Genomic DNA, 17,688 nt, shown 5'->3' with positions numbered 1-17,688 from the left:
TTAGTCCACTGAAATTAATTGAATTATGCATTAATTGCGCTATTAGATGGGTATTTAAGTGGGCAGTCGTGATCACGTGGTGATGAGCAGGTTAACGGGCGCATGGCTAGTACTAATGCTTATTTTCTCAGTAATAGGCTTGTTTGCATCGTCTGTGGTTATATATACGTATTATTACCTACGTGAATTACCACCACTCTGTACAGCATTCAAATCCCCATTCCCAGGAATAACCATTGACTGCGAAAGAGTACTCTCAAGTAAGTACTCAGACATAGGCGGGGTACCGCTTGATCTACTCGCGGCCATTTGGTTTGTAGTAAACATAATACTTGTGATAATGTATGATCTAGGTCCAGTTAACCTGGTATCATTGTCCATAAACACCCTATTTTACTGGAGATTTCTCGGCATAGTCATAGTACCATACCTAATATTTACCGAGACCTACCTACTCCATGCCCTATGCATCTACTGCACAGTGATGCATGCAATGATAATAATAGACTTTACCATAATAACAATATTCTTCACCAGAGTAAGGGGTAAAACTATTGGGCATTCATGATCAATGACTTAATATGTCCGGTATCGCCATGAGCATCTCCCTAACATCCCTGTAGGAATACGTAGGCTTAACATTGGATAGATCAATATCCCACACATCCATTACATATCTTAACCTCCTTTCCCAATCACCTACAAAAACCGTCATTAAGCCAAATGAAGCGGGATAGTAAACATCGAAAAGTGGGTTATCACCAATCATTACCTGGGCCCCATTAAAGAATTCGCGGCAATTCTTAATACAACCGACCAGGTCTGGCGTCCTAATGCCATCAATGAACCTAGAAAACCCTAACTCCTCAATAACCACTGATTGATACTTATACAACCCATTGGTTGCAATAACTACTTCATGCCCCAGATCCCTAATTAACCTTAGCAATTCCAAGGAACCATCAAATGGCTTGAAATCGCGCACGTGCTTCATCAATACGTCGCTCACGTTGATATCTATGGATACCCCGAATCTACGGGCAACCTCAGCAAATATGTGATCCCAATCAAAAGCCTTATTGTGAATTTTCTCATTAACTCCTTGTTCAAGTCTTTCGCGGCCCTGTAAATAATCCTCCAATCCACGTTGGCTTTACCAGCTATCCTCATACTAATTTCCTGGAACACGGGGTCCCACGCCTCGAGGGGCAACAAGGTACCATCTAGGTCAATAAGAACAAGCACAAGCTCTTGGTTAACTCCAGGCCCTTTAAGAAAAATATCCCTGGTTTCACTCCGTTTCATGGTAATTGAACGAGGCTTTTCATTGTGATTCTTTATTAAAGTGATTAGTGCATAGGCCTGTGATGGCCATGAAAGGTGAGGTCTCAATAAGGGAGGTAGAAATAATATCGTTTGTTACCCTACTGGCGCTAACTCTAGTACTAACTATGGTCTTAACGGCACACCCACTACTGGCCTCTGGGTCGACTAACTCCACGAATTCCACAGTAAGTGTTAATGCAACGACCATAAGTAATGCTACTGTAACCAACGTAACCACATGCCCACCCGGCCTACTCACAGCCGTGCAGGCCAACCTGTACATTGACGACATGTGGTTAATGAGGACTGGCGCCAACATGAGCAGTCTCAATACCACATCACTTATCGCAACCAATACCACAGGCCTTAATGAGACCACCATAAACGGCACATTCACAGGATCCAATACGACTACGTTGAATATGACCACGTCCAACATAACGGGCTTCAACTTAACACCTGCAGCACTGCAGAATATTACTAATTACTATGTTAGTAAGGGTGAGTGCCTACTGGCACTTCAATTCCTCGTGCACCTTAGGCACTACTTAGTCCATGAGTACGTGCTTGAGAAGCACGCCGAGATAATTAATAGAACACTAACCTTTAGGTTGATGTTACTCAATGAGACACTAACAAGGCTGGAGCAGCAGGGGTTATTAAATAGTACACAGGCAAGCGAGGTCTATAGTCTGTTGAGTCAGTTGAGAGGTGCTATAGTCAGTGGCAACTACTCAGAGGCAGCTGCACTACTTAGTGAGTATAAGTCATTAATTAGTAATGTAACCAGCCAGTACTATGAGGAGCAGAAGATCGCTTCGCCAACAGGGTTGATCATGAACTTGAGCACTATTTAATGCAGATAATAAGTGGTTCCATGACGCTAAATGACACCTTAAACCAATTGGCCATGCTTGATCATGAGCTAGGTACTTTGACGAATATCACTGGTCTTAATATAACAAGCGTTAAGGAGCTTCATGAGCTATATAAGGAGCTTAAGGCAATATACCATTAATTCAGGGTAACGAGACTGCCCAAGCACAAATACTACAGCTGCTTAAGCATGGTAAGGGATTCAATGACTGGCTCAATATGACCCAGCAATTTAACCAGGAAGCAATGGGTTGCAGTCACATGGCCATGGGCAGCAGGGCAAGGGACAGGGCAAGGGCCAGAATGGAAAAGGAGGCGGCCAGAAGGGACAGCATGGTAATGGCAACGGCTAAATAAGATGAATAAGGCTTTCGTACTGCCCCTGTTAAATCATCACTAAAATTAAATTTTTGTTTTCAAAACTTCCGTTTACTCTCTTTTTATTACCATATGAATAAATAAAGTTTTTAAATCGTGCTGCTTATTAGCACTCAGTGATGATTGAAGCATTAATTACGGTATTCATTTACCTATTGAGCAACGGCTCATTGGTAAGTATAAATGCAACAACGGTACAGAATACTGTCTTATTAAATATAACATTGCCCGTAAGGCCCTTGGGCCCAATAATTGTTGAGAATTCTAGTGGCTCAACAGTATCCGCAATATTCATAGGGAATAACCTGGTAATACCTGTATTTGGAAATGGTTCATTCGTAATTGAGTACGTACCCTACGTAACGCAGACGCCCAGTGGTTACTTGGTTATTAATATATCATCACCGTATGTGATAAACCTCTTCGTGAACAATAACGTACTCATAACGCAATTACCGGTGAACTTAATAATGAACTTTACAAAGGCTAGCAATGGAATATTTCTTCAACTAGCACCAGGTAATTACTCAATAGGTTTCATACCAGAATCACCAATGCCCAATAGGACCATAGTTACTCCAATTGGCACAAGCAACACAACCTCCGCATCCACTATCACCAATGCATCAGGGCCCACCACAACTACGGGCAAGGCTGTTTCATCATTTAACCTAGGTTCCATGCTCTATTACATAGTTATTGCGGTAACTGTGGCCGCGGCTGCATTGATTGCTTACCTATTCGTGGTTAGACATAGGGGTCCTGAGGTGAATCCTGTAATTGTCGAGGGATTGAACCCAACCGATAAGGAGGTCCTTAAGGCATTGATTGAAATGGGCGGTGAGGCTTACCAAGCTGATCTCCAGAGGAAGTTAAGCATCCCTAAAGCAACGCTTTGGAGGGCAATTAAGAGACTTGAGAATGCGGGATATATCCAGGTCATTAAGGAGGGTAGGGTTAACAAGGTCAAGCTCATAAAAAGGGCTAAGCTCGATTAATCCTCCCTAAGCACCAATACCCTGTGATTATTCCTAGACCTGAGCGTATCAAGAGCCTCGGTGGCCAGTTTCATGGCAACCTTGCCATTACGCGCAATGCCAACACCTATCCTTGCATTTACCAGACTGGCCAAAGGCCTTATGTCCTCCTCCCTAATTATTGGTTGTATTATTGAGACAATGTTATCGCCACCCAGATAAAGCGTAATACCACCATACGGGGCTAGGTAAAGCCTTACTTGGTTGACAACGCCCCACACATGCTCATATAATTGGTAACTCGAGGTCCATGCGGTACTTGATGTCGAGTCAATGAGGTCAATGTGCGCAATAGCCACAATTCCATCATCACTACCATTAACCAGTGATTCACCAGGGCCTGCCTTAATGGCAAGCCTGAACGCCTCCCTCTCGGCAACCCTAGGATTAACATCTGCGTATGAACCACTCGACAAAGGCACAGGACTATAATTACTAAGTTCCCTGAGTATACTCGTTAATTCGCCATTACCTAAACCGTTAGTTATTGCAAGTAGGTAATCATACCTAAGTGGGTGGGCCCAGGCATTAGCCTAGAGAATACATTGATTAGTTCATTATGTAATTGGGACTGGACCCTCTGAATAATGTGTTCCCTATCTGGGCCGAGGCTCTCAGTCCACTCCCTGTACCCAATTAACCTGATTATTGTTACTTGAACCAAAGGTTTAACACCGAGACCGAGCTTAAACCTTTAGTTTAAAAACATAACCCTCAAATGGGTAGGAATACTTAAAATAATGTGATTGAACAATGTAGTTAATGAGCCTAAGGGTAATTACATTTGATGCTTACAACACATTGATAAACTACGGCAAGGAATTAATTGAGGAAATAGCCATGAACATAACCAAGTACCTTAAGTCGCTGGATATTGAGGCTCACTTCGACCATGTCTACGAGATTTACATGGGACTTGATAGGGAGATTAGGCTCAGGAGGGTTGTTGAGATGGCGTATGTACCGCCAATGGACAATGTCAGGACATTCCTTGAGAGGTTAGCCCGTAAATACGGGATTGAACTTAATGAGAAGATGGTTATGGACGTAGCGAACATAATAGCCAACACATTACTTGAATCAAAAAAAATGTAACGCCAAATGAAGATGCACAGTACGTGCTTATGGAAATGAAGAGTGATGGATTTATGATAGGACTAATATCTAATGTAATATTCTGGAGTAGCACAGTGACCAGGAAACTACTTGATAAATTTGGCTTGAGTAGGTTCATTGATGTGCAGGTATATGCTGATGAGGTTGGTAGGGCTAAGCCACACCCAACCATCTTCGAACGCGCATACTCACTGCTCACACACGGTGTTGAACCTGACGTGGCGATACACGTTGGTGATGGGTTTAAAGAGGACCTACTGGGCGCCATGCTTGATGACATAATTGGTGTTTACATAGACAGGGCCGGTACACTGATTAGTAGTGGAAGCCCTGCCGAACTCATTAGGTGTAAGGCCTACGCGATTAGGAAGTTGAAGGAAACGCTACTAGTGCCTCATCTAGTTTCTGGCTGTTCATGATGTGTAGTGAAGAAAATAATTTAACTAGTAAAGTCAGGAGTGAAAGGTGTGTCAGTGCCATTCAGATGCATGCCAAGTTGCGGCTACTGCTGCACAATATCACCAGTGACGGTATTCCCACATGAAGTAATAATACTGAGTAAATTAGCTGAGGAACTGGACGTGAAGGACCTAAACTTTAAGCCTGGCTATGTGGTGACGGACATCAAGAACGGCGTTAGGGTGGCGTTGTCATACCTAATGCAGTTAAATAGTAGGGGCATGTGCCCATTCCTAAACCCAGAGGATAAAACCTGTAAGGTTCACTCGCTCTATAAACCACTCACTTGCAGGTCCTTCCCATACCTGCCTAGGGTGATTAGGTACATAATAGACCCGGAGCTGAGACTCGTTGACTTCAACGTGGAGTTCGTCGTATCCACACTATGCCCAGTCATTAAGAATAATTATACGCAGGATGAACTAGAGGCTATGATAAGTAACGTCAGGATAGCCATTAAGGTAATGCCCAGGGAAGTTGCCGCAGCCGAGGAAGCAATAAAGGTCAGGAAACTCTACGCCGACGCACTAACCACCCTGTGGAGAGCAGGATACATCGAGTTAAGAGGAAGCGAAGGAAACAACACCAACTGGCCCATAGTCAACGCCTTTGAGTACATAAGACAATTCATACCCCACATAACCCTAGACAAATTTGTACCAAATATTTCACAGGTAATGAAGAGAGCTAATTTGTAATCGAATATTCGATATCGATTTAGAGAAAGATTTATATGTAAGGTATAGAACGACTTACGCGACCATTATGGAAGTAGCTATTAAGGCGATAAACTTAACGAAACGCTATGGAAACTTCACCGCGGTTTATCATATAAACTTCGAGGTATATTATGGAGAGGTCTTTGGATTTCTTGGGCCAAATGGTGCAGGTAAAACGACAACGATAAAGATGCTAACCACAGTAACTAGGCCGACCGAGGGAACTGCAATAATTAATGGCTATGACGTGATTAAGCAGCCAGCTAAGGTTAGGGAAAGTATAGGCGTGGTACCTCAGGAGTATACTGCTGATGAGGATTTGACGGGTTGGGAGAATTTAATGCTTATTGCAGCTTTATACGGCATACCCAAGAGGGAGGCTAGGGAGAGGGCTGCTGAGTTGCTTGATATGGTGGAGCTTTCTTATGCGGCTGATAGGAAGGTTGAGACGTACTCAGGAGGCATGAGGAGGAGGTTGGAGATTGCCATGGGCCTTATTAATAGGCCTGCCATATTGTTCCTTGACGAGCCGACCCTTGGCCTTGATGCTCAGACGAGGGCTGCGATTTGGGATTACGTGTATAGGCTTAGGAGGCAGTATGGCACGACTATATTCATGACCACGCATTACCTGGAGGAGGCTGATAGGTATGCCGAGAGGGTTGCAATCATCGATCATGGTAAGATACTCGCCATTGGCACACCGAAGGAGCTTAAGGAGAAGGTTGGTGGCGACGTGATAACGATTGAGGTTAATGGAGATGTTGATACTGCCAGGAAGGTTATTGAGGGCATTGATGGCGTTAGTGGGGTTACTGTTAATGGTAACACAATAACCTTTAAGATTAGGAATGGTAATACAGCGGCCCCAATAATACTTGAGGCCCTTAATAAGCTTAGTATTAGGGCTACGAGTATAACGATTAAGGAGCCCACGATGGATGAGGTATTCCTGGAATTCACGGGTAGGAGACTTAGGGATGAGGAGGGTAGTTCAGAGGAGTTTATGAGGTTTAGGAGGACTGTGGCTAGGGCTAGGAGGTGATGAGCATGGCCGTGAAACTACACCCACTGCATGGACTTTGGGCGTTAACAAATAGGGAGTTGGCTAAGTGGTATAAGGCACCCGTCATATTGATAATATCGCTGATACAACCAATCGTCTGGCTGGCGTTCTTCGGTAAGTCCATGAACTTTGCAACAATGTTTACAAGTGGACTTAATATACCTGGGTTAAACATACCCAAGCAGGTAATTGATGAGATTGCGTCCGAGATCCTAAAGGCGAACTTCGGGACCACGGACTACTTCTCATTCCTGGCGGTGGGCATGCTCTCCTTCATAACACTATTCACATCATTACAGAGTGGCATGAGTATTGTGTGGGATAGGAGACTTGGGGTCCTAAGCAAGTTACTGACTACGCCAGTGCCTAGGGGCAATATCGTGATGGCTAAGGTCCTGAACTCCATGATTAGGTCCCTGGTCCAAGCAACAATAGTACTAATAATAGCGATACTACTCGGTATGAGCCTAAACCCAAGCCTAAACCCGCTAGACATACTAGGTGCCTATGCAGCGCTTGCCCTAATGTCCATGGCTTCGCATCACTATTCGTGACGCTAGCCCTAAGGTCAACCTCCTGGGAGTCTCAGATGGCGATAATGAATCTACTGAACATGCCGCTGATGTTCGCGAGCAATTCCTTCTACCCAGTTAAGTCAATGCCCTGGTGGTTAAAGCCCATTGCCTATGTGAACCCATTGACTTATGTAAACGACATCAATAGGCAATTATTACTTGGCGTGACTGGGTATAACTTATTGCTTGATTTCACATACCTAATAGCCTTCGCGGCAATATTCTCGATAATGGGAATCATGCTTTCCTGGAGGTATTTAAGCGAAGCATGATTTTGAACGAAGTTAAAAGTGCTTGTTACCTTGAGTATGTCCCCATGTACTCTGCCGTACCTATTATACTATTCTTTATAATCCTTAAAACCTCATCCTTAGACGCCTCTGCTTGATATTGGGTACAGTATTTAATGCGTATAATCTAAAGAAGTACCTGTGCTGGCCGTGGCCCCTTGGTGGGCATGGACCGCCATAGCCAACCCTGCCGAAGTCGTTAATACCCTGCACGCCGATTCCCTCAACTACTGGGGTCTTCGGTACGTTCTCAGGTAGGTCAGTCCTATCGGGTGGTATATTGTATAGAACCCAGTGGGTGAATGTACCTATTGGTGCGTCTGGGTCCTCCATTATTAGAACCAAGGACTTAGTACCTGGTGGTGCGCTTGACCATTGTAATGGCGGGCTTACATCAACGTCATCGCACGTGTACTTCCTTGGGATTCTCTCACCATACTTAAAGGCGGGGCTTGTTAACGTAAATGACATACAAATTACTATTGATCTATGACCGAATTATTAAGTATTATGTTGATTCTCATTCTAATGTGTTAAGTAGTGAATTAATTTAATAGGGGTGGGTATATAGATTATTGATGGTTAAGGTCAACCTGCGAAGTCAGGAGAGGTACGGAGGTGTCTTAAACGCACCGCACAGGGCTTTCCTGAGGTCCATAGGCTTTTCGGATGAGGACATTGGTAAGCCATTGGTCGCTGTTGTTGCCGCATGGAGTGAGGCTGGGCCGTGTAATATACATACACTTCAATTGGCCGTCCACGTTAAGGAGGGCGTGCGTAGGGGTGGTGGCTCGCCGCTTACTGTGCCGACGATAGTCGTTAATGATAATATTGGGATGGGTACTGAGGGTATGAGGTATAGCCTGGTGAGTAGGGAGGTCATTGCTGATACGATAGAGGCTCAGGTTAATGCGCATGCGTTTGATGGTTTCGTTGGTATTGGCGGTTGTGATAAGACGACACCTGGAATCCTAATGGCTATGGCTAGGTTAAACATACCCGCTGTTTACCTATACGGTGGGACGGCGGAGCCTGGTTTTTACGGCAATCTTAAACTCACAATTGAGGATGTTCACGAGGCAATAGGCGCTTACCTCGCGGGTAAGATTACGGAGGATGAGCTTTATGAAATAGAAAAGAGGGCCCACCCAACCTATGGAACCTGCGCAGGCATGTTCACGGCAAACACCATGGCTGCGATAGCCGAGGCACTGGGCATGGCATTACCGGGGAGTGCCTCACCACCGGCCACATCAGCTAGAAGAGTTATGTATGCGGTTGAGAGCGGCGTTGCACTAATGAATGCAATGGAACTCGGTATTAAGCCTAGGGACGTCATGACATACGAGGCCTTTGAGAATGCCATAACGGTATTAATGGCGATGGGTGGGTCAACAAACGCCATACTACACCTACTCGCCATAGCGTATGAGGCTGGGGTTAAGTTGACACTCGATGACATTGACAGTATATCTAGGAGGACACCGTACATAGCGAGTTTAAGACCTGGCGGTGATTACGTGATGGCCGACCTCGACACCGTCGGTGGCGTCCCACTAGTTATGTTGAAGCTACTAAAGGCGGGTCTGCTCAATGGTAAGGTACTTACAATAACGGGTAAGACAATGGAGGAGAATCTAAAGAATTACAAGTTCCCAAATGTACCGCATGACCACATAGTTAGGGACGTGAACAACCCAATAAAGCCCTGGGGCGGCATTAGAATACTCAAGGGCTCATTGGCGCCTGAGGGTGCCGTGATTAAGGTCGCTGCCACGGAGTTAATGAGGTTTGAGGGTAGGGCAAGACCGTTCAATAGTGAGGAGGAGGCGTTCCAGGCAATTAGGAGGGGTGAGGTTAGGCCGGGTGATGTGGTTGTAATTAGGTATGAGGGTCCTAAGGGTGGTCCTGGAATGCCGGAGATGCTTAGGGTCACGGCAGCTCTGGTAGGGGCTGGGTTGGGTAAGGACGTAGCGTTGGTCACTGACGGCAGGTTCAGCGGTGCTACCCGCGGCTTCATGGTTGGCCACGTAGCTCCCGAGGCAGCCGTTGGAGGCCGATAGCCGTTGTTGAGGATGGTGATAGAATACTCATTGATGTAGAGAATGGACGCCTAGATTTGCTGGTGCCTGAGGAGGAGATTAAGAGGAGGTTGAAGAATTGGCAATCACCGTCGCCTAGGTACACGAGGGGATTACTGGCTAAGTACGCATCGTTGGTCACATCAGCGTCAATGGGCGCCGTGACCCTACCAAGGCTTTAACGGGTAATTAATTGCTTAATTACGTTTTCAACACCCTCATTTTTAATCACCCAGTGATTAAACCTTATTATCACCTTAATCACGTCATCACCATCGTCAAGCCTAGCCACGCCATTATAGGCCAACTGCTTATTAAACCTGAGGTATAATTTACCATCACCGAACCTACTGCTCAGTGTGACTAGTATTATCTCACTATCCAATTGATCGATCTCCCTAAATATATACTGCGTAGTACGTAGTGCCTCCTCACCTTTTAATTGTATCTTTACCGTATTTATGTCATTACCGAAATGCCCTTGCCCTCCACTTCTTATTATACTCACTACATCCCTGTACTCAGGTGGTATTAAGTTAAGTAGTGCCTTCACAACCTTGAGTTCGCTCTCCGTTGCGTGTATATGCGTACTAAGCTCGACATGCTCCACCGGGTTCATCCTAGTGAGCACCTAACTATCCTTATTCTAATCTCATTAATATTCCTTAGTCAGGACTATCCTAGGGACCCTACAATGCGTTGAATTCCTTAAATCTCTCAACTCCTCATTACTTATACCGTCAGACCACGCCTCCGTGACCATGTACATATCCTCATCCTTAACACCCCTAATCATAGCGCACATGTGCAATGCACAAACCTTGACATAGACGTACCTGGCATGAAGCACTTCCTTAAGCTCGTTGGCTAGCCTTGCCGTAAACCTCTCCTGGAGCATGGGCCTTGCCGCGAGCCACTTAACATACCTAGCCACCTTACTCAGGCCAGGCACCTCACTGTTAAGCGGTTCGTAAACCACGGTTACTGTTCCAATGACCGGTAGCATGTGGTGTTCACACAGTGATATGAACCTAATATCATTAATTGATATACGAACAACATACTCATTACCCTCCATAGGGAAGAACTTAACCTTGGGCGGTGGTTCCCTTAGACCTCGTGTCAACTCGAGAAGTGCGTTCATGAACCTCCTGGGTGTTTCCCTTAAGCCAGGCCTGTTTGGATCATCGCCTAGGAACTCTATTAACCTACTCACGTACTTCTCCATCTCCATTAATTCATCGTGATCACTATGCACAAGAACAGCCGAAATAATACCTCTATTTAAGGTAAACACCCATGCCCATTAAAAATAATTATTAATGGATCCTCCTCATAATCATTGATATAAGTATTATAAACAACACAATAACAATCGGTAATACTGAGTAATAACTGGCGTATTCACCACTAATCTGTTGCATTAAACCAACGGCATCTGACAATACCACTTCGCGCATCAATGCAATAAACCCTGAGTAATTACCAGTAATAATGGCCGTTCTTATTTTGCTCACTATGTCATAAACAGTATTCATTTTCATTGCATTAGATGATGCATCATTAACAGCATTGCCACCCAGCGGTGCACTGCCCTGGGCCGCAGTCATGTTTACGAGCTGTAATAAATACTGCGTGTTTACAATCGATGGCATGTTTATCACGAACGTCTCCTCCACCGTCACGTCAATATCAGCATTCGTATTATTAATGCTTAGATACGTAAGGTATTGCCTGGCTAGAGCCGTTAGTACTGCCTTTTTAACCTCATCACTCATGATGCCGCTCTCAATCTCACCTTCATATCTGCTTACCTGTGTCATGTATGACAATGCCCTTGTTTGATATGACGATAGGTTTATGTACGTGATTAATAATTGATTGGTCAGGTTTGTTAACTCACTATGGAGCATGTAGAGCTCTCTCGATATACTAATTATCAATACCTCACTCTCATTGGCAGCTGATATCGCGTAATTCAAACCATTCACTGCCTGGTTGACCTGGACCTGTGTTGACGTTAACTCGCTCTGTACCGTACCGAGTCCATTATATACCTGATTAAGCGCCGTTAATAAATTCTCGAGTTGATTTATTATCATTATTGCATTATTTATCTCATTAATTAACGTTGCATTGTTGGTGGAACTCTCTATCTGGGTTAAGTCCTGCTTCAGCATATTCAATGCATTGATATAGCTCTGTTCATTGCTCACAATAGGACTTAATAATCCCCTCATCTGGGAGATCACGTTAGCTTCCGTACCCAGTACCTGCCCCTCCGTTGAAAGGGCCACCTTGAGCTCGATCAATTGAGCCTGAAGGAGTCCTTCCACCATTAATGTTGAGTTTATTATATATGCTGAAGCACCAAGCACTTGTGACGTCTCATTGAGTAGGCTTATTAACTGTAGGAATTGCGCCGTGTAATTGCCCTCTAGCCCGGAGGAGTTTGTTAATGATTCCGTGAAACTCCTTAATTGATTAAGTGTGTTATTTAGGTTAGTGATCGCCTCATTTAGGGAACTTACTGACTCATTCAAATCAATACTTGCCTGAACGGTTATTGGATTAATCCTGACGCTGTGCCATGGCCCCATATCCTCAACAAGCATGTTTAATGAGAAGGGTGTGGAGTTTTCGGTATTGAATATCCAATAATTAACCTCATAACCAAGTATGTTCTGGGATAAAGTTGGCGTTATATTATATTCATAAAATAACCCTGATTGTCTAGTCAGGGTCACAGTGGTCATTATAGGAAATGGAAGTAAATTGGTTACATTTAATGAGAGATTAACCTCAGTACCAACGCCGCCATTAATTATTGTTGAATTAATGCCTGAGTTATTAACAAGGACTTGGTAATTCAGTGATGCTATTGGCAACAATGTGTAGACCGGCTTGAATCTTAAATCAAGAGTCTCCTCCGAATAGGGCTGTACTGTGATGACCCAAGTAACGGTGTTACCGTTTATTGAAGTTGCTTGCGGCGATACATATATTATATTTGAGTACGGTAATACCGTCATTGTTACATTAAGTGATACTGGGTTGGGTTCATTATTGTAAAGCACCAGGTAATACTCGATGTAGTAATTCGTGGCCTGATTATTGGGGTTTAGGTATGTTACGTAATTAATGGTGAAATACGCGTTTAATGAGTCATTTGCATATATAGTAATACTCATCATTAATAAAACCATGATTGCCAAGATTGGTACCAATTTGTACTTAATATTCATCGATAAAAACACTAGGCATAATTAATTAAACCTAATTCCCTATATAGGCCCAATAAAACTATTTACTAGGTTCCTTTTCCTTTCTATCTCACTTAAATCCTGACCCAGCCTCCTCAACCTCCTCTCCTCAAGATCGAGTATCCTAAGATACGACTTAATCACGGCCACCTGATCAACCCTTAGCCTACTGAACTCCTCCTTAATCCTTGCAAGGTCACTCTCACTCATTATCCTACCACCCCTAAGGTAAATGATCCTATGACCTATTGCCGCAACCTCCATGTTATGCGTGGCAATCACGAAGGTGACGCCTACGGCCTTATTCAATAACTTAATTAGGTCCAGGATCATGTACGAACTGGCAAGGTCTATGGACCCTGTCGGCTCATCCATAATCACAAATGATGGGTCATTAGCCAGAGCCCTGGCGATGGCAACCCTCTGCTGCTGGCCGCCACTTAATTGATTAGGCTTATTATTCGCAAACTCACCGACACCAACAAGGTCTAAAAGCAGCCTGGCCTTCTCCCTAGCCTCGTCCTTCGTGTACCTACCCGTTAATAGCATTGGTAGCATCACATTCTCAAGGGCAGTTAATTGCGAAACCAGGTTATACTGTTGAAATACGAAACCCAGTCTCTCAAGCCTGAACTTCGATAAATACTTCTCATCTATGTTAGTAACGTCAATGCCGTCAATAATGACCTGCCCACTAGACGGCTTATCAAGTGTACCCATTATGTTCATCAACGTGGTCTTACCAGACCCGCTGGGCCCCATTATGATTGCTATTTCCCTACCCCTGATTGTTAGGTTCACATTAATTAATGCATCAACATAAACACTACTACTCAGGTAATACCTCTTACTGACATTAACGAGCCTAACGACCTCCTCATTGCTCCTCACGGGGAATGGTATTTAATACTGGTTAAAATCCTTATTGAGAATGATATCGAGGAGTCGCCTATCAATATTAATAATTATGGCCTGGCTGGTTCTTATGATTTACCTAGCCCATTACTCATTCCGTGTATTTAATGTACTAACATACGATGAGATGCAGTTAATGCCGGATAACGTAGAGCCGGTGATTGTCGACAACCTAGTTAATAAGTACATAGGTACTTCCAACGAGACAACACTGGTTGTTGTAGTCAAGTTGAACAGCAACAGTACAATGGGCATTAAAGACCACTTAAATTACGTAAATAGTATTATTAGGGAGGTTGATGCACCAAACATAACAATTACTGATTTATTAACGGTATATAATGACGCATACACGATATATAATGAAACAATAAATAACGTCACTGCCGAAATAATTAATAACGAAACCGGCAGTGTATGGAGTCTCTATTGGTCATTAAATAATGAATGCTCATCAATAATACGGCTGAATAGAGAGTATTATTCCATGGTTTATAACCTTAGTAACGATATTAGCGGCAAGTTTAACGCAACAATAGATTATGCGCAGCTCCTTTATTATGAAATTGAGGACTATTACCTGGAAAAATACCCAAACGCATCATTAACTACATTATTTTATTTAACGACAAAAGACTACGAAATTAAGTACGGGCGTTATGACAATTACATAAATGAACTAGCCAATAGAACACTTACTCAATTAATTAGTAATATTGGCAATGGGCCATCGCCGTATAAATTAGTTTCAGAAAATATAACGGGTATCCTACTAATGAATTACGAGTACATAATTCAGCAGGAGTATCCAGGAATTAACATAGGCAATATAACTGGGTATGCATACGACGTGCTGCTTAATAATGATATTAATTATACGGACCTTAGGATTGCCGTATTAATAGGGCCAAACACGGACATGAAACTACTAAGGCTCTTACTAATACAAGAGTATATAAACGACACATCCACCATATTGACGCCATACATCTATCAATTAACATGCAGCAATGATACATCGGTAGTAAATACGGTATTGAATGAAATAAGAAGTAGCGTAACCAACGCATTAATGCAGGAGCATCCGCCGCCAAGCATTCTCGATTTACCTGACAACCTAACCCAGAAGTTTCTAAATGATACGTACACCGTAGCCTTCATCTCACTACCGAGCAATTACGAGGACACAATTTATGACCTACTAACAAAGAAGGACTGGGTATACCCAGTGAGCACTGATGTTATTCTATACGAACTTCAGGAGATGGTCACAAACGATGTAAATATCATCGATAAGACCACGGCAGCCTCGTGTTCGTAACAATGATTGCAATGCTCGGTACCCTGGTGGGCCCGGTCATGTCATTGACAATACTTGGCCTAACATACCTAGCATCCCTCGGGCTACTCTACAACTGGGCAATACACTTCAAGCTTTACTACCTAACCGTTTACATGATAGCCCCAGTAATATTTGGCATAGGTGTCGATTACAGCATGCTCATGCTTAGTAGGTACTTAGAGGAGAGGATCAGGGAACGTGATAAGAATAAAGCATTGAGTATTGTTTTATCCCGCATTAGACCAACAATACTAGCCAGTGCGTCGGTTGTTGGACTTGGGCTTGGCAGCTTCGCAATATCGAGGTATGGCTACATACAGGACATCGGCATTGGATTCATAATTGCCGTGGCATTCACGGTAATGGCAACCGCGGTAATACTGCCCGAATTCATGAGGTTACTTGGCGATGGCGTTCTATGGCCCATGGGATTGAGGCAAAGTCCGTTGAGTTGAGGACAGCCTTTCTCTCAAGGATGGCCAAGTTCGCCGTTGATAGGCCGAGGTTAGTCGTGACCATATTCCTGGCAATCACTGCCTTAGCCCTCACATACTTATTGCTAAACATTAGGATAACCACAGACCCCGTGCAAGTCATGCCTAATACGCCGGCTAAGGTTGGGCTTAGCCTATTAATCAATTATTTCAGGAATTATGATTATTCAACAGCATACTTGGTGATTTATGGCAATAAGTCAGCCGCTTTGGCGTTGCTCAATGCCATTAAGGGACAGGACTATGTAATAAACGCAGCCCTATCATACAATGGGTCAGACATGTATATAATAACCGCCACGGTTAACCAACAATCATTATCCGACAAACTTATACCAATATACCTAAGCCTAAGGGAGGTGGCTAATGAGGTGGCTAGGGAGTACGGGTCCAAGGTATTGATTGGAGGGTCACCTGCGGATAAGTATTACTTCGTGCTTGGCTTTGAGCGTGAGTATTACGGTCTCATAATCTACGTAATGATAGCCATAAACATTGTTATACTCACAATTTATATGAGATCCGTAATGATACCACTAAGACTCGTAGCCACGGTCCTCATGAGCATCACCTGGTCCTTGGCGCTAACGATATTTGTATTTCAGGAATTAATGGGGATACAGACCTATTGGTTAATGCCGGTGATTTTAATATCACTATTGCTGAGTGTTGGTACTGACTATGACCTATTCATAGTCAGCAGATTCAGGGAGGAGATTAGCAATGGATTAAGTGATAAGGACGCTATAGTCAGGGCCGTTGAGGTTACGGGGCCCGTGGTAACGGGCGCAGCCTTGGTGCTGGCCATGGCCTTTGCCTCCCTGGCACTATCAAGCATCTACATACTCAAGCAAGTAGCCCTCGCGGTGGCTTCATCGGTAATCATCGATTCATTCATAGTCAGGCCGCTACTCGTGCCGGCTATAATAGTTCTGCTTGGTAAGTGGAATTGGTGGCCATTTTACAATAAGTCTATAGGGGCCATTTCCTCCACCTCCGAACCTTAAGCCAAAACCAGTTACTTCTCATGAAAAGTAGGACTATGAAGTCTCCTCATTCATAATTTAATTATGTAGAAATGAATTTAAAGGATCACGTTGATTATTACCTATAGGGAGTACCTACATTGTTTACCTGCTGGCTTGTACGTCTTGAGGATGGAACAAGATATAGAATACCTCTTAATCTAATAATGAGGGGTTCACGAAACCCCATATTCATCATCAAGATACCTCCCTATAGAGTACATGATGCAGCAATGGGGCTAATAAACAGTGGGTTTAGAAAAACAATGTTGTCAGTAAATAAGGGCGAGGTGTATAGCTTAGTAATGAGAATTCATGGGCCATGGGAAATCCACACGAGGATCTTCAGTGATGGGGTGATAGAGACCGAGATCGAAGTTAGTAGGGAGTATCTGCAGCATATCATTGGTCCTAGGTTCAATATCGTCTATGAGGTTTATGACGCACTAAGGCATTTTGTGAGAGAAAGAAGGGTATGTATTAAGCCGTTGGGCCGGTGCATTAGTGATGTTATTGAGAATATGAGAATACAGCTGGAGGCGCCTAGGGCTTTAATTCCCTGGAAGCCTATTATTGTAATCTCGTCAGTGGCACTTATACCAATTATAGGTAGGTTCTCTTTTCTTCACTTTCTACACGTGAATAATCATTCAAATTAGTCACGGTAAGCATGATATAATTGTAACAGTATTTATTTAAGTCTAATGCATAAGTAGCATTATTTCA

21 protein-coding genes and 2 pseudogenes are annotated in these 17,688 nt (G+C 43.6%); 14 read left to right on the top strand and 9 right to left on the bottom strand.

Annotation, left to right across the window (positions count from 1 at the left end; genetic code table 11):
- The first annotated feature begins 58 nt into the window (after positions 1-58).
- Positions 59-568 (top strand): vitamin K epoxide reductase family protein, encoded by a 510-nt coding sequence (locus tag JCM16159_RS06265; RefSeq protein WP_367834346.1) that lies wholly within the window; start codon positions 59-61, stop codon positions 566-568.
- On the opposite strand, the gene JCM16159_RS06260 is transcribed toward JCM16159_RS06265, so the two are convergent.
- Complete coding sequence (locus JCM16159_RS06260; RefSeq protein ID WP_243666126.1) at positions 569-1,009, bottom strand: HAD family hydrolase; 441 nt, start codon at positions 1,007-1,009, stop codon at positions 569-571.
- 8 nt (positions 1,010-1,017) lie between these two features.
- On the bottom strand, positions 1,018-1,305 hold the full coding sequence (locus JCM16159_RS15450; RefSeq protein ID WP_243666125.1) for a hypothetical protein: 288 nt from the start codon (positions 1,303-1,305) through the stop codon (positions 1,018-1,020).
- A 62-nt stretch (positions 1,306-1,367) separates the two neighbouring features.
- Between JCM16159_RS15450 and JCM16159_RS06255 the strand changes: the two genes are divergently transcribed.
- From JCM16159_RS06255 to JCM16159_RS06250, 3 genes are all read left to right on the top strand, one after another.
- On the top strand, positions 1,368-2,183 hold the full coding sequence (locus tag JCM16159_RS06255) for a hypothetical protein (RefSeq protein ID WP_243666124.1): 816 nt from the start codon (positions 1,368-1,370) through the stop codon (positions 2,181-2,183).
- Entirely contained in the window at positions 2,183-2,344 is a 162-nt protein-coding gene (locus JCM16159_RS15445) for a hypothetical protein (RefSeq protein WP_243666123.1), read from the top strand. Before JCM16159_RS06255 ends, JCM16159_RS15445 begins: the two co-directional genes overlap by 1 nt.
- 355 nt (positions 2,345-2,699) lie before the next feature.
- The gene (locus JCM16159_RS06250) at positions 2,700-3,578 is read left to right on the top strand and encodes a winged helix-turn-helix transcriptional regulator (RefSeq protein ID WP_243666174.1); all 879 of its coding nucleotides are present in this window, start codon (positions 2,700-2,702) and stop codon (positions 3,576-3,578) included.
- Here JCM16159_RS06250 and JCM16159_RS06245 read toward each other — a convergent pair.
- On the bottom strand, positions 3,575-4,105 hold the full coding sequence (locus JCM16159_RS06245) for a GTP cyclohydrolase IIa (RefSeq protein ID WP_367834353.1): 531 nt from the start codon (positions 4,103-4,105) through the stop codon (positions 3,575-3,577). The genes JCM16159_RS06250 and JCM16159_RS06245 overlap by 4 nt on opposite strands.
- Entirely contained in the window at positions 4,102-4,281 is a 180-nt protein-coding gene (locus JCM16159_RS18860; RefSeq protein WP_367834345.1) for a GTP cyclohydrolase IIa, read from the bottom strand. The genes JCM16159_RS06245 and JCM16159_RS18860 overlap by 4 nt, the downstream gene beginning before the upstream one ends.
- A gap of 98 nt (positions 4,282-4,379) precedes the next feature.
- Here JCM16159_RS18860 and JCM16159_RS15440 point away from each other — a divergent pair, with 98 nt between their 5' ends.
- The 5 genes and pseudogenes from JCM16159_RS15440 (at position 4,380) to JCM16159_RS06225 (ending at position 7,824) form a co-directional block, all read left to right on the top strand.
- A complete protein-coding gene (locus tag JCM16159_RS15440) occupies positions 4,380-4,712 on the top strand; it encodes a hypothetical protein (protein ID WP_243666122.1) in 333 nt (110 codons plus the stop codon).
- A 29-nt stretch (positions 4,713-4,741) separates the two neighbouring features.
- Positions 4,742-5,152: an HAD family hydrolase gene (locus JCM16159_RS15435; RefSeq protein WP_243666173.1), complete on the top strand. Its 411-nt coding sequence runs from the start codon at positions 4,742-4,744 to the stop codon at positions 5,150-5,152.
- Positions 5,153-5,221: 69 nt separating this feature from the next.
- Positions 5,222-5,890 carry a YkgJ family cysteine cluster protein gene (locus JCM16159_RS06235; protein WP_054857313.1) on the top strand — a complete coding sequence of 223 codons (669 nt, stop codon included), beginning with the start codon at positions 5,222-5,224 and terminating at the stop codon, positions 5,888-5,890.
- Between the two features lie 64 nt (positions 5,891-5,954).
- Entirely contained in the window at positions 5,955-6,956 is a 1,002-nt protein-coding gene (locus JCM16159_RS06230; RefSeq protein ID WP_367834352.1) for an ATP-binding cassette domain-containing protein, read from the top strand.
- Positions 6,956-7,824: pseudogene (locus tag JCM16159_RS06225) on the top strand (ABC transporter permease). The gene JCM16159_RS06230 and the pseudogene JCM16159_RS06225 overlap by 1 nt, the downstream one beginning before the upstream one ends.
- 84 nt (positions 7,825-7,908) lie before the next feature.
- On the opposite strand, the gene JCM16159_RS06220 reads toward JCM16159_RS06225, so the two are convergent.
- Positions 7,909-8,313 carry a YbhB/YbcL family Raf kinase inhibitor-like protein gene (locus JCM16159_RS06220; protein ID WP_243666119.1) on the bottom strand — a complete coding sequence of 135 codons (405 nt, stop codon included), beginning with the start codon at positions 8,311-8,313 and terminating at the stop codon, positions 7,909-7,911.
- 107 nt (positions 8,314-8,420) lie between these two features.
- Between JCM16159_RS06220 and ilvD the strand changes: the two are divergent.
- Positions 8,421-10,105, top strand: a pseudogene (gene ilvD / locus JCM16159_RS06215) (dihydroxy-acid dehydratase).
- Here ilvD and JCM16159_RS06210 read toward each other — a convergent pair.
- The 4 genes from JCM16159_RS06210 to JCM16159_RS06195 all read right to left on the bottom strand — a co-directional run bounded on the left by JCM16159_RS06210 (position 10,102) and on the right by JCM16159_RS06195 (position 14,077).
- Positions 10,102-10,554 carry an RNA-binding domain-containing protein gene (locus JCM16159_RS06210; RefSeq protein WP_243666118.1) on the bottom strand — a complete coding sequence of 151 codons (453 nt, stop codon included), beginning with the start codon at positions 10,552-10,554 and terminating at the stop codon, positions 10,102-10,104. The pseudogene ilvD and the gene JCM16159_RS06210 overlap by 4 nt on opposite strands.
- A 24-nt stretch (positions 10,555-10,578) precedes the next feature.
- Complete coding sequence (gene folE, locus JCM16159_RS06205) at positions 10,579-11,157, bottom strand: GTP cyclohydrolase I (RefSeq protein WP_054857311.1); 579 nt, start codon at positions 11,155-11,157, stop codon at positions 10,579-10,581.
- 85 nt (positions 11,158-11,242) lie between these two features.
- A complete protein-coding gene (locus JCM16159_RS06200; protein ID WP_243666117.1) occupies positions 11,243-13,168 on the bottom strand; it encodes a hypothetical protein in 1,926 nt (641 codons plus the stop codon).
- 39 nt (positions 13,169-13,207) lie between these two features.
- Entirely contained in the window at positions 13,208-14,077 is an 870-nt protein-coding gene (locus tag JCM16159_RS06195; protein ID WP_054857275.1) for an ABC transporter ATP-binding protein, read from the bottom strand.
- Positions 14,078-14,117: 40 nt separating this feature from the next.
- On the opposite strand from JCM16159_RS06195, the gene JCM16159_RS15425 reads away from it, so the two are divergent.
- The 4 genes from JCM16159_RS15425 to JCM16159_RS06185 all read left to right on the top strand — a co-directional run bounded on the left by JCM16159_RS15425 (position 14,118) and on the right by JCM16159_RS06185 (position 17,621).
- Positions 14,118-15,422 carry a hypothetical protein gene (locus JCM16159_RS15425; RefSeq protein ID WP_243666116.1) on the top strand — a complete coding sequence of 435 codons (1,305 nt, stop codon included), beginning with the start codon at positions 14,118-14,120 and terminating at the stop codon, positions 15,420-15,422.
- Entirely contained in the window at positions 15,413-15,898 is a 486-nt protein-coding gene (locus tag JCM16159_RS15420) for an MMPL family transporter (protein WP_243666115.1), read from the top strand. Before JCM16159_RS15425 ends, JCM16159_RS15420 begins: the two co-directional genes overlap by 10 nt.
- A complete protein-coding gene (locus JCM16159_RS15415; RefSeq protein ID WP_243666114.1) occupies positions 15,862-16,944 on the top strand; it encodes an MMPL family transporter in 1,083 nt (360 codons plus the stop codon). The genes JCM16159_RS15420 and JCM16159_RS15415 overlap by 37 nt, the downstream gene beginning before the upstream one ends.
- A 185-nt stretch (positions 16,945-17,129) precedes the next feature.
- Positions 17,130-17,621 (top strand): hypothetical protein, encoded by a 492-nt coding sequence (locus tag JCM16159_RS06185; RefSeq protein WP_243666113.1) that lies wholly within the window; start codon positions 17,130-17,132, stop codon positions 17,619-17,621.
- The last annotated feature ends 67 nt before the right edge of the window (positions 17,622-17,688 follow it).

The sequence above is a fragment of the Vulcanisaeta sp. JCM 16159 genome, from assembly GCF_001316265.1.
GTDB lineage: Archaea > Thermoproteota > Thermoprotei > Thermoproteales > Thermocladiaceae > Vulcanisaeta.
Note: the sequence above shows the minus strand (reverse complement) of the source record. Positions and strands in the feature narration are given on the sequence as shown.

Coding starts and splice junctions, on each gene's coding strand:
- JCM16159_RS15435 (WP_243666173.1), top strand. CDS start 4,742: ATGGAAATGAAGAGTGATGGATTTATGATAGGACTAATATCTAATGTA.
- JCM16159_RS06235 (WP_054857313.1), top strand. CDS start 5,222: ATGCCAAGTTGCGGCTACTGCTGCACAATATCACCAGTGACGGTATTC.
- JCM16159_RS15425 (WP_243666116.1), top strand. CDS start 14,118: ATGATATCGAGGAGTCGCCTATCAATATTAATAATTATGGCCTGGCTG.
- JCM16159_RS06185 (WP_243666113.1), top strand. CDS start 17,130: ATGAGGGGTTCACGAAACCCCATATTCATCATCAAGATACCTCCCTAT.
- JCM16159_RS15450 (WP_243666125.1), bottom strand. CDS start 1,305: ATGAAACGGAGTGAAACCAGGGATATTTTTCTTAAAGGGCCTGGAGTT.
- JCM16159_RS06220 (WP_243666119.1), bottom strand. CDS start 8,313: ATGTCATTTACGTTAACAAGCCCCGCCTTTAAGTATGGTGAGAGAATC.
- JCM16159_RS15440 (WP_243666122.1), top strand. CDS start 4,380: ATGAGCCTAAGGGTAATTACATTTGATGCTTACAACACATTGATAAAC.
- JCM16159_RS06255 (WP_243666124.1), top strand. CDS start 1,368: ATGGCCATGAAAGGTGAGGTCTCAATAAGGGAGGTAGAAATAATATCG.
- folE (WP_054857311.1), bottom strand. CDS start 11,157: ATGGAGATGGAGAAGTACGTGAGTAGGTTAATAGAGTTCCTAGGCGAT.
- JCM16159_RS15415 (WP_243666114.1), top strand. CDS start 15,862: ATGGCCCATGGGATTGAGGCAAAGTCCGTTGAGTTGAGGACAGCCTTT.
- JCM16159_RS06200 (WP_243666117.1), bottom strand. CDS start 13,168: ATGAATATTAAGTACAAATTGGTACCAATCTTGGCAATCATGGTTTTA.
- JCM16159_RS06250 (WP_243666174.1), top strand. CDS start 2,700: ATGATTGAAGCATTAATTACGGTATTCATTTACCTATTGAGCAACGGC.
- JCM16159_RS15445 (WP_243666123.1), top strand. CDS start 2,183: ATGCAGATAATAAGTGGTTCCATGACGCTAAATGACACCTTAAACCAA.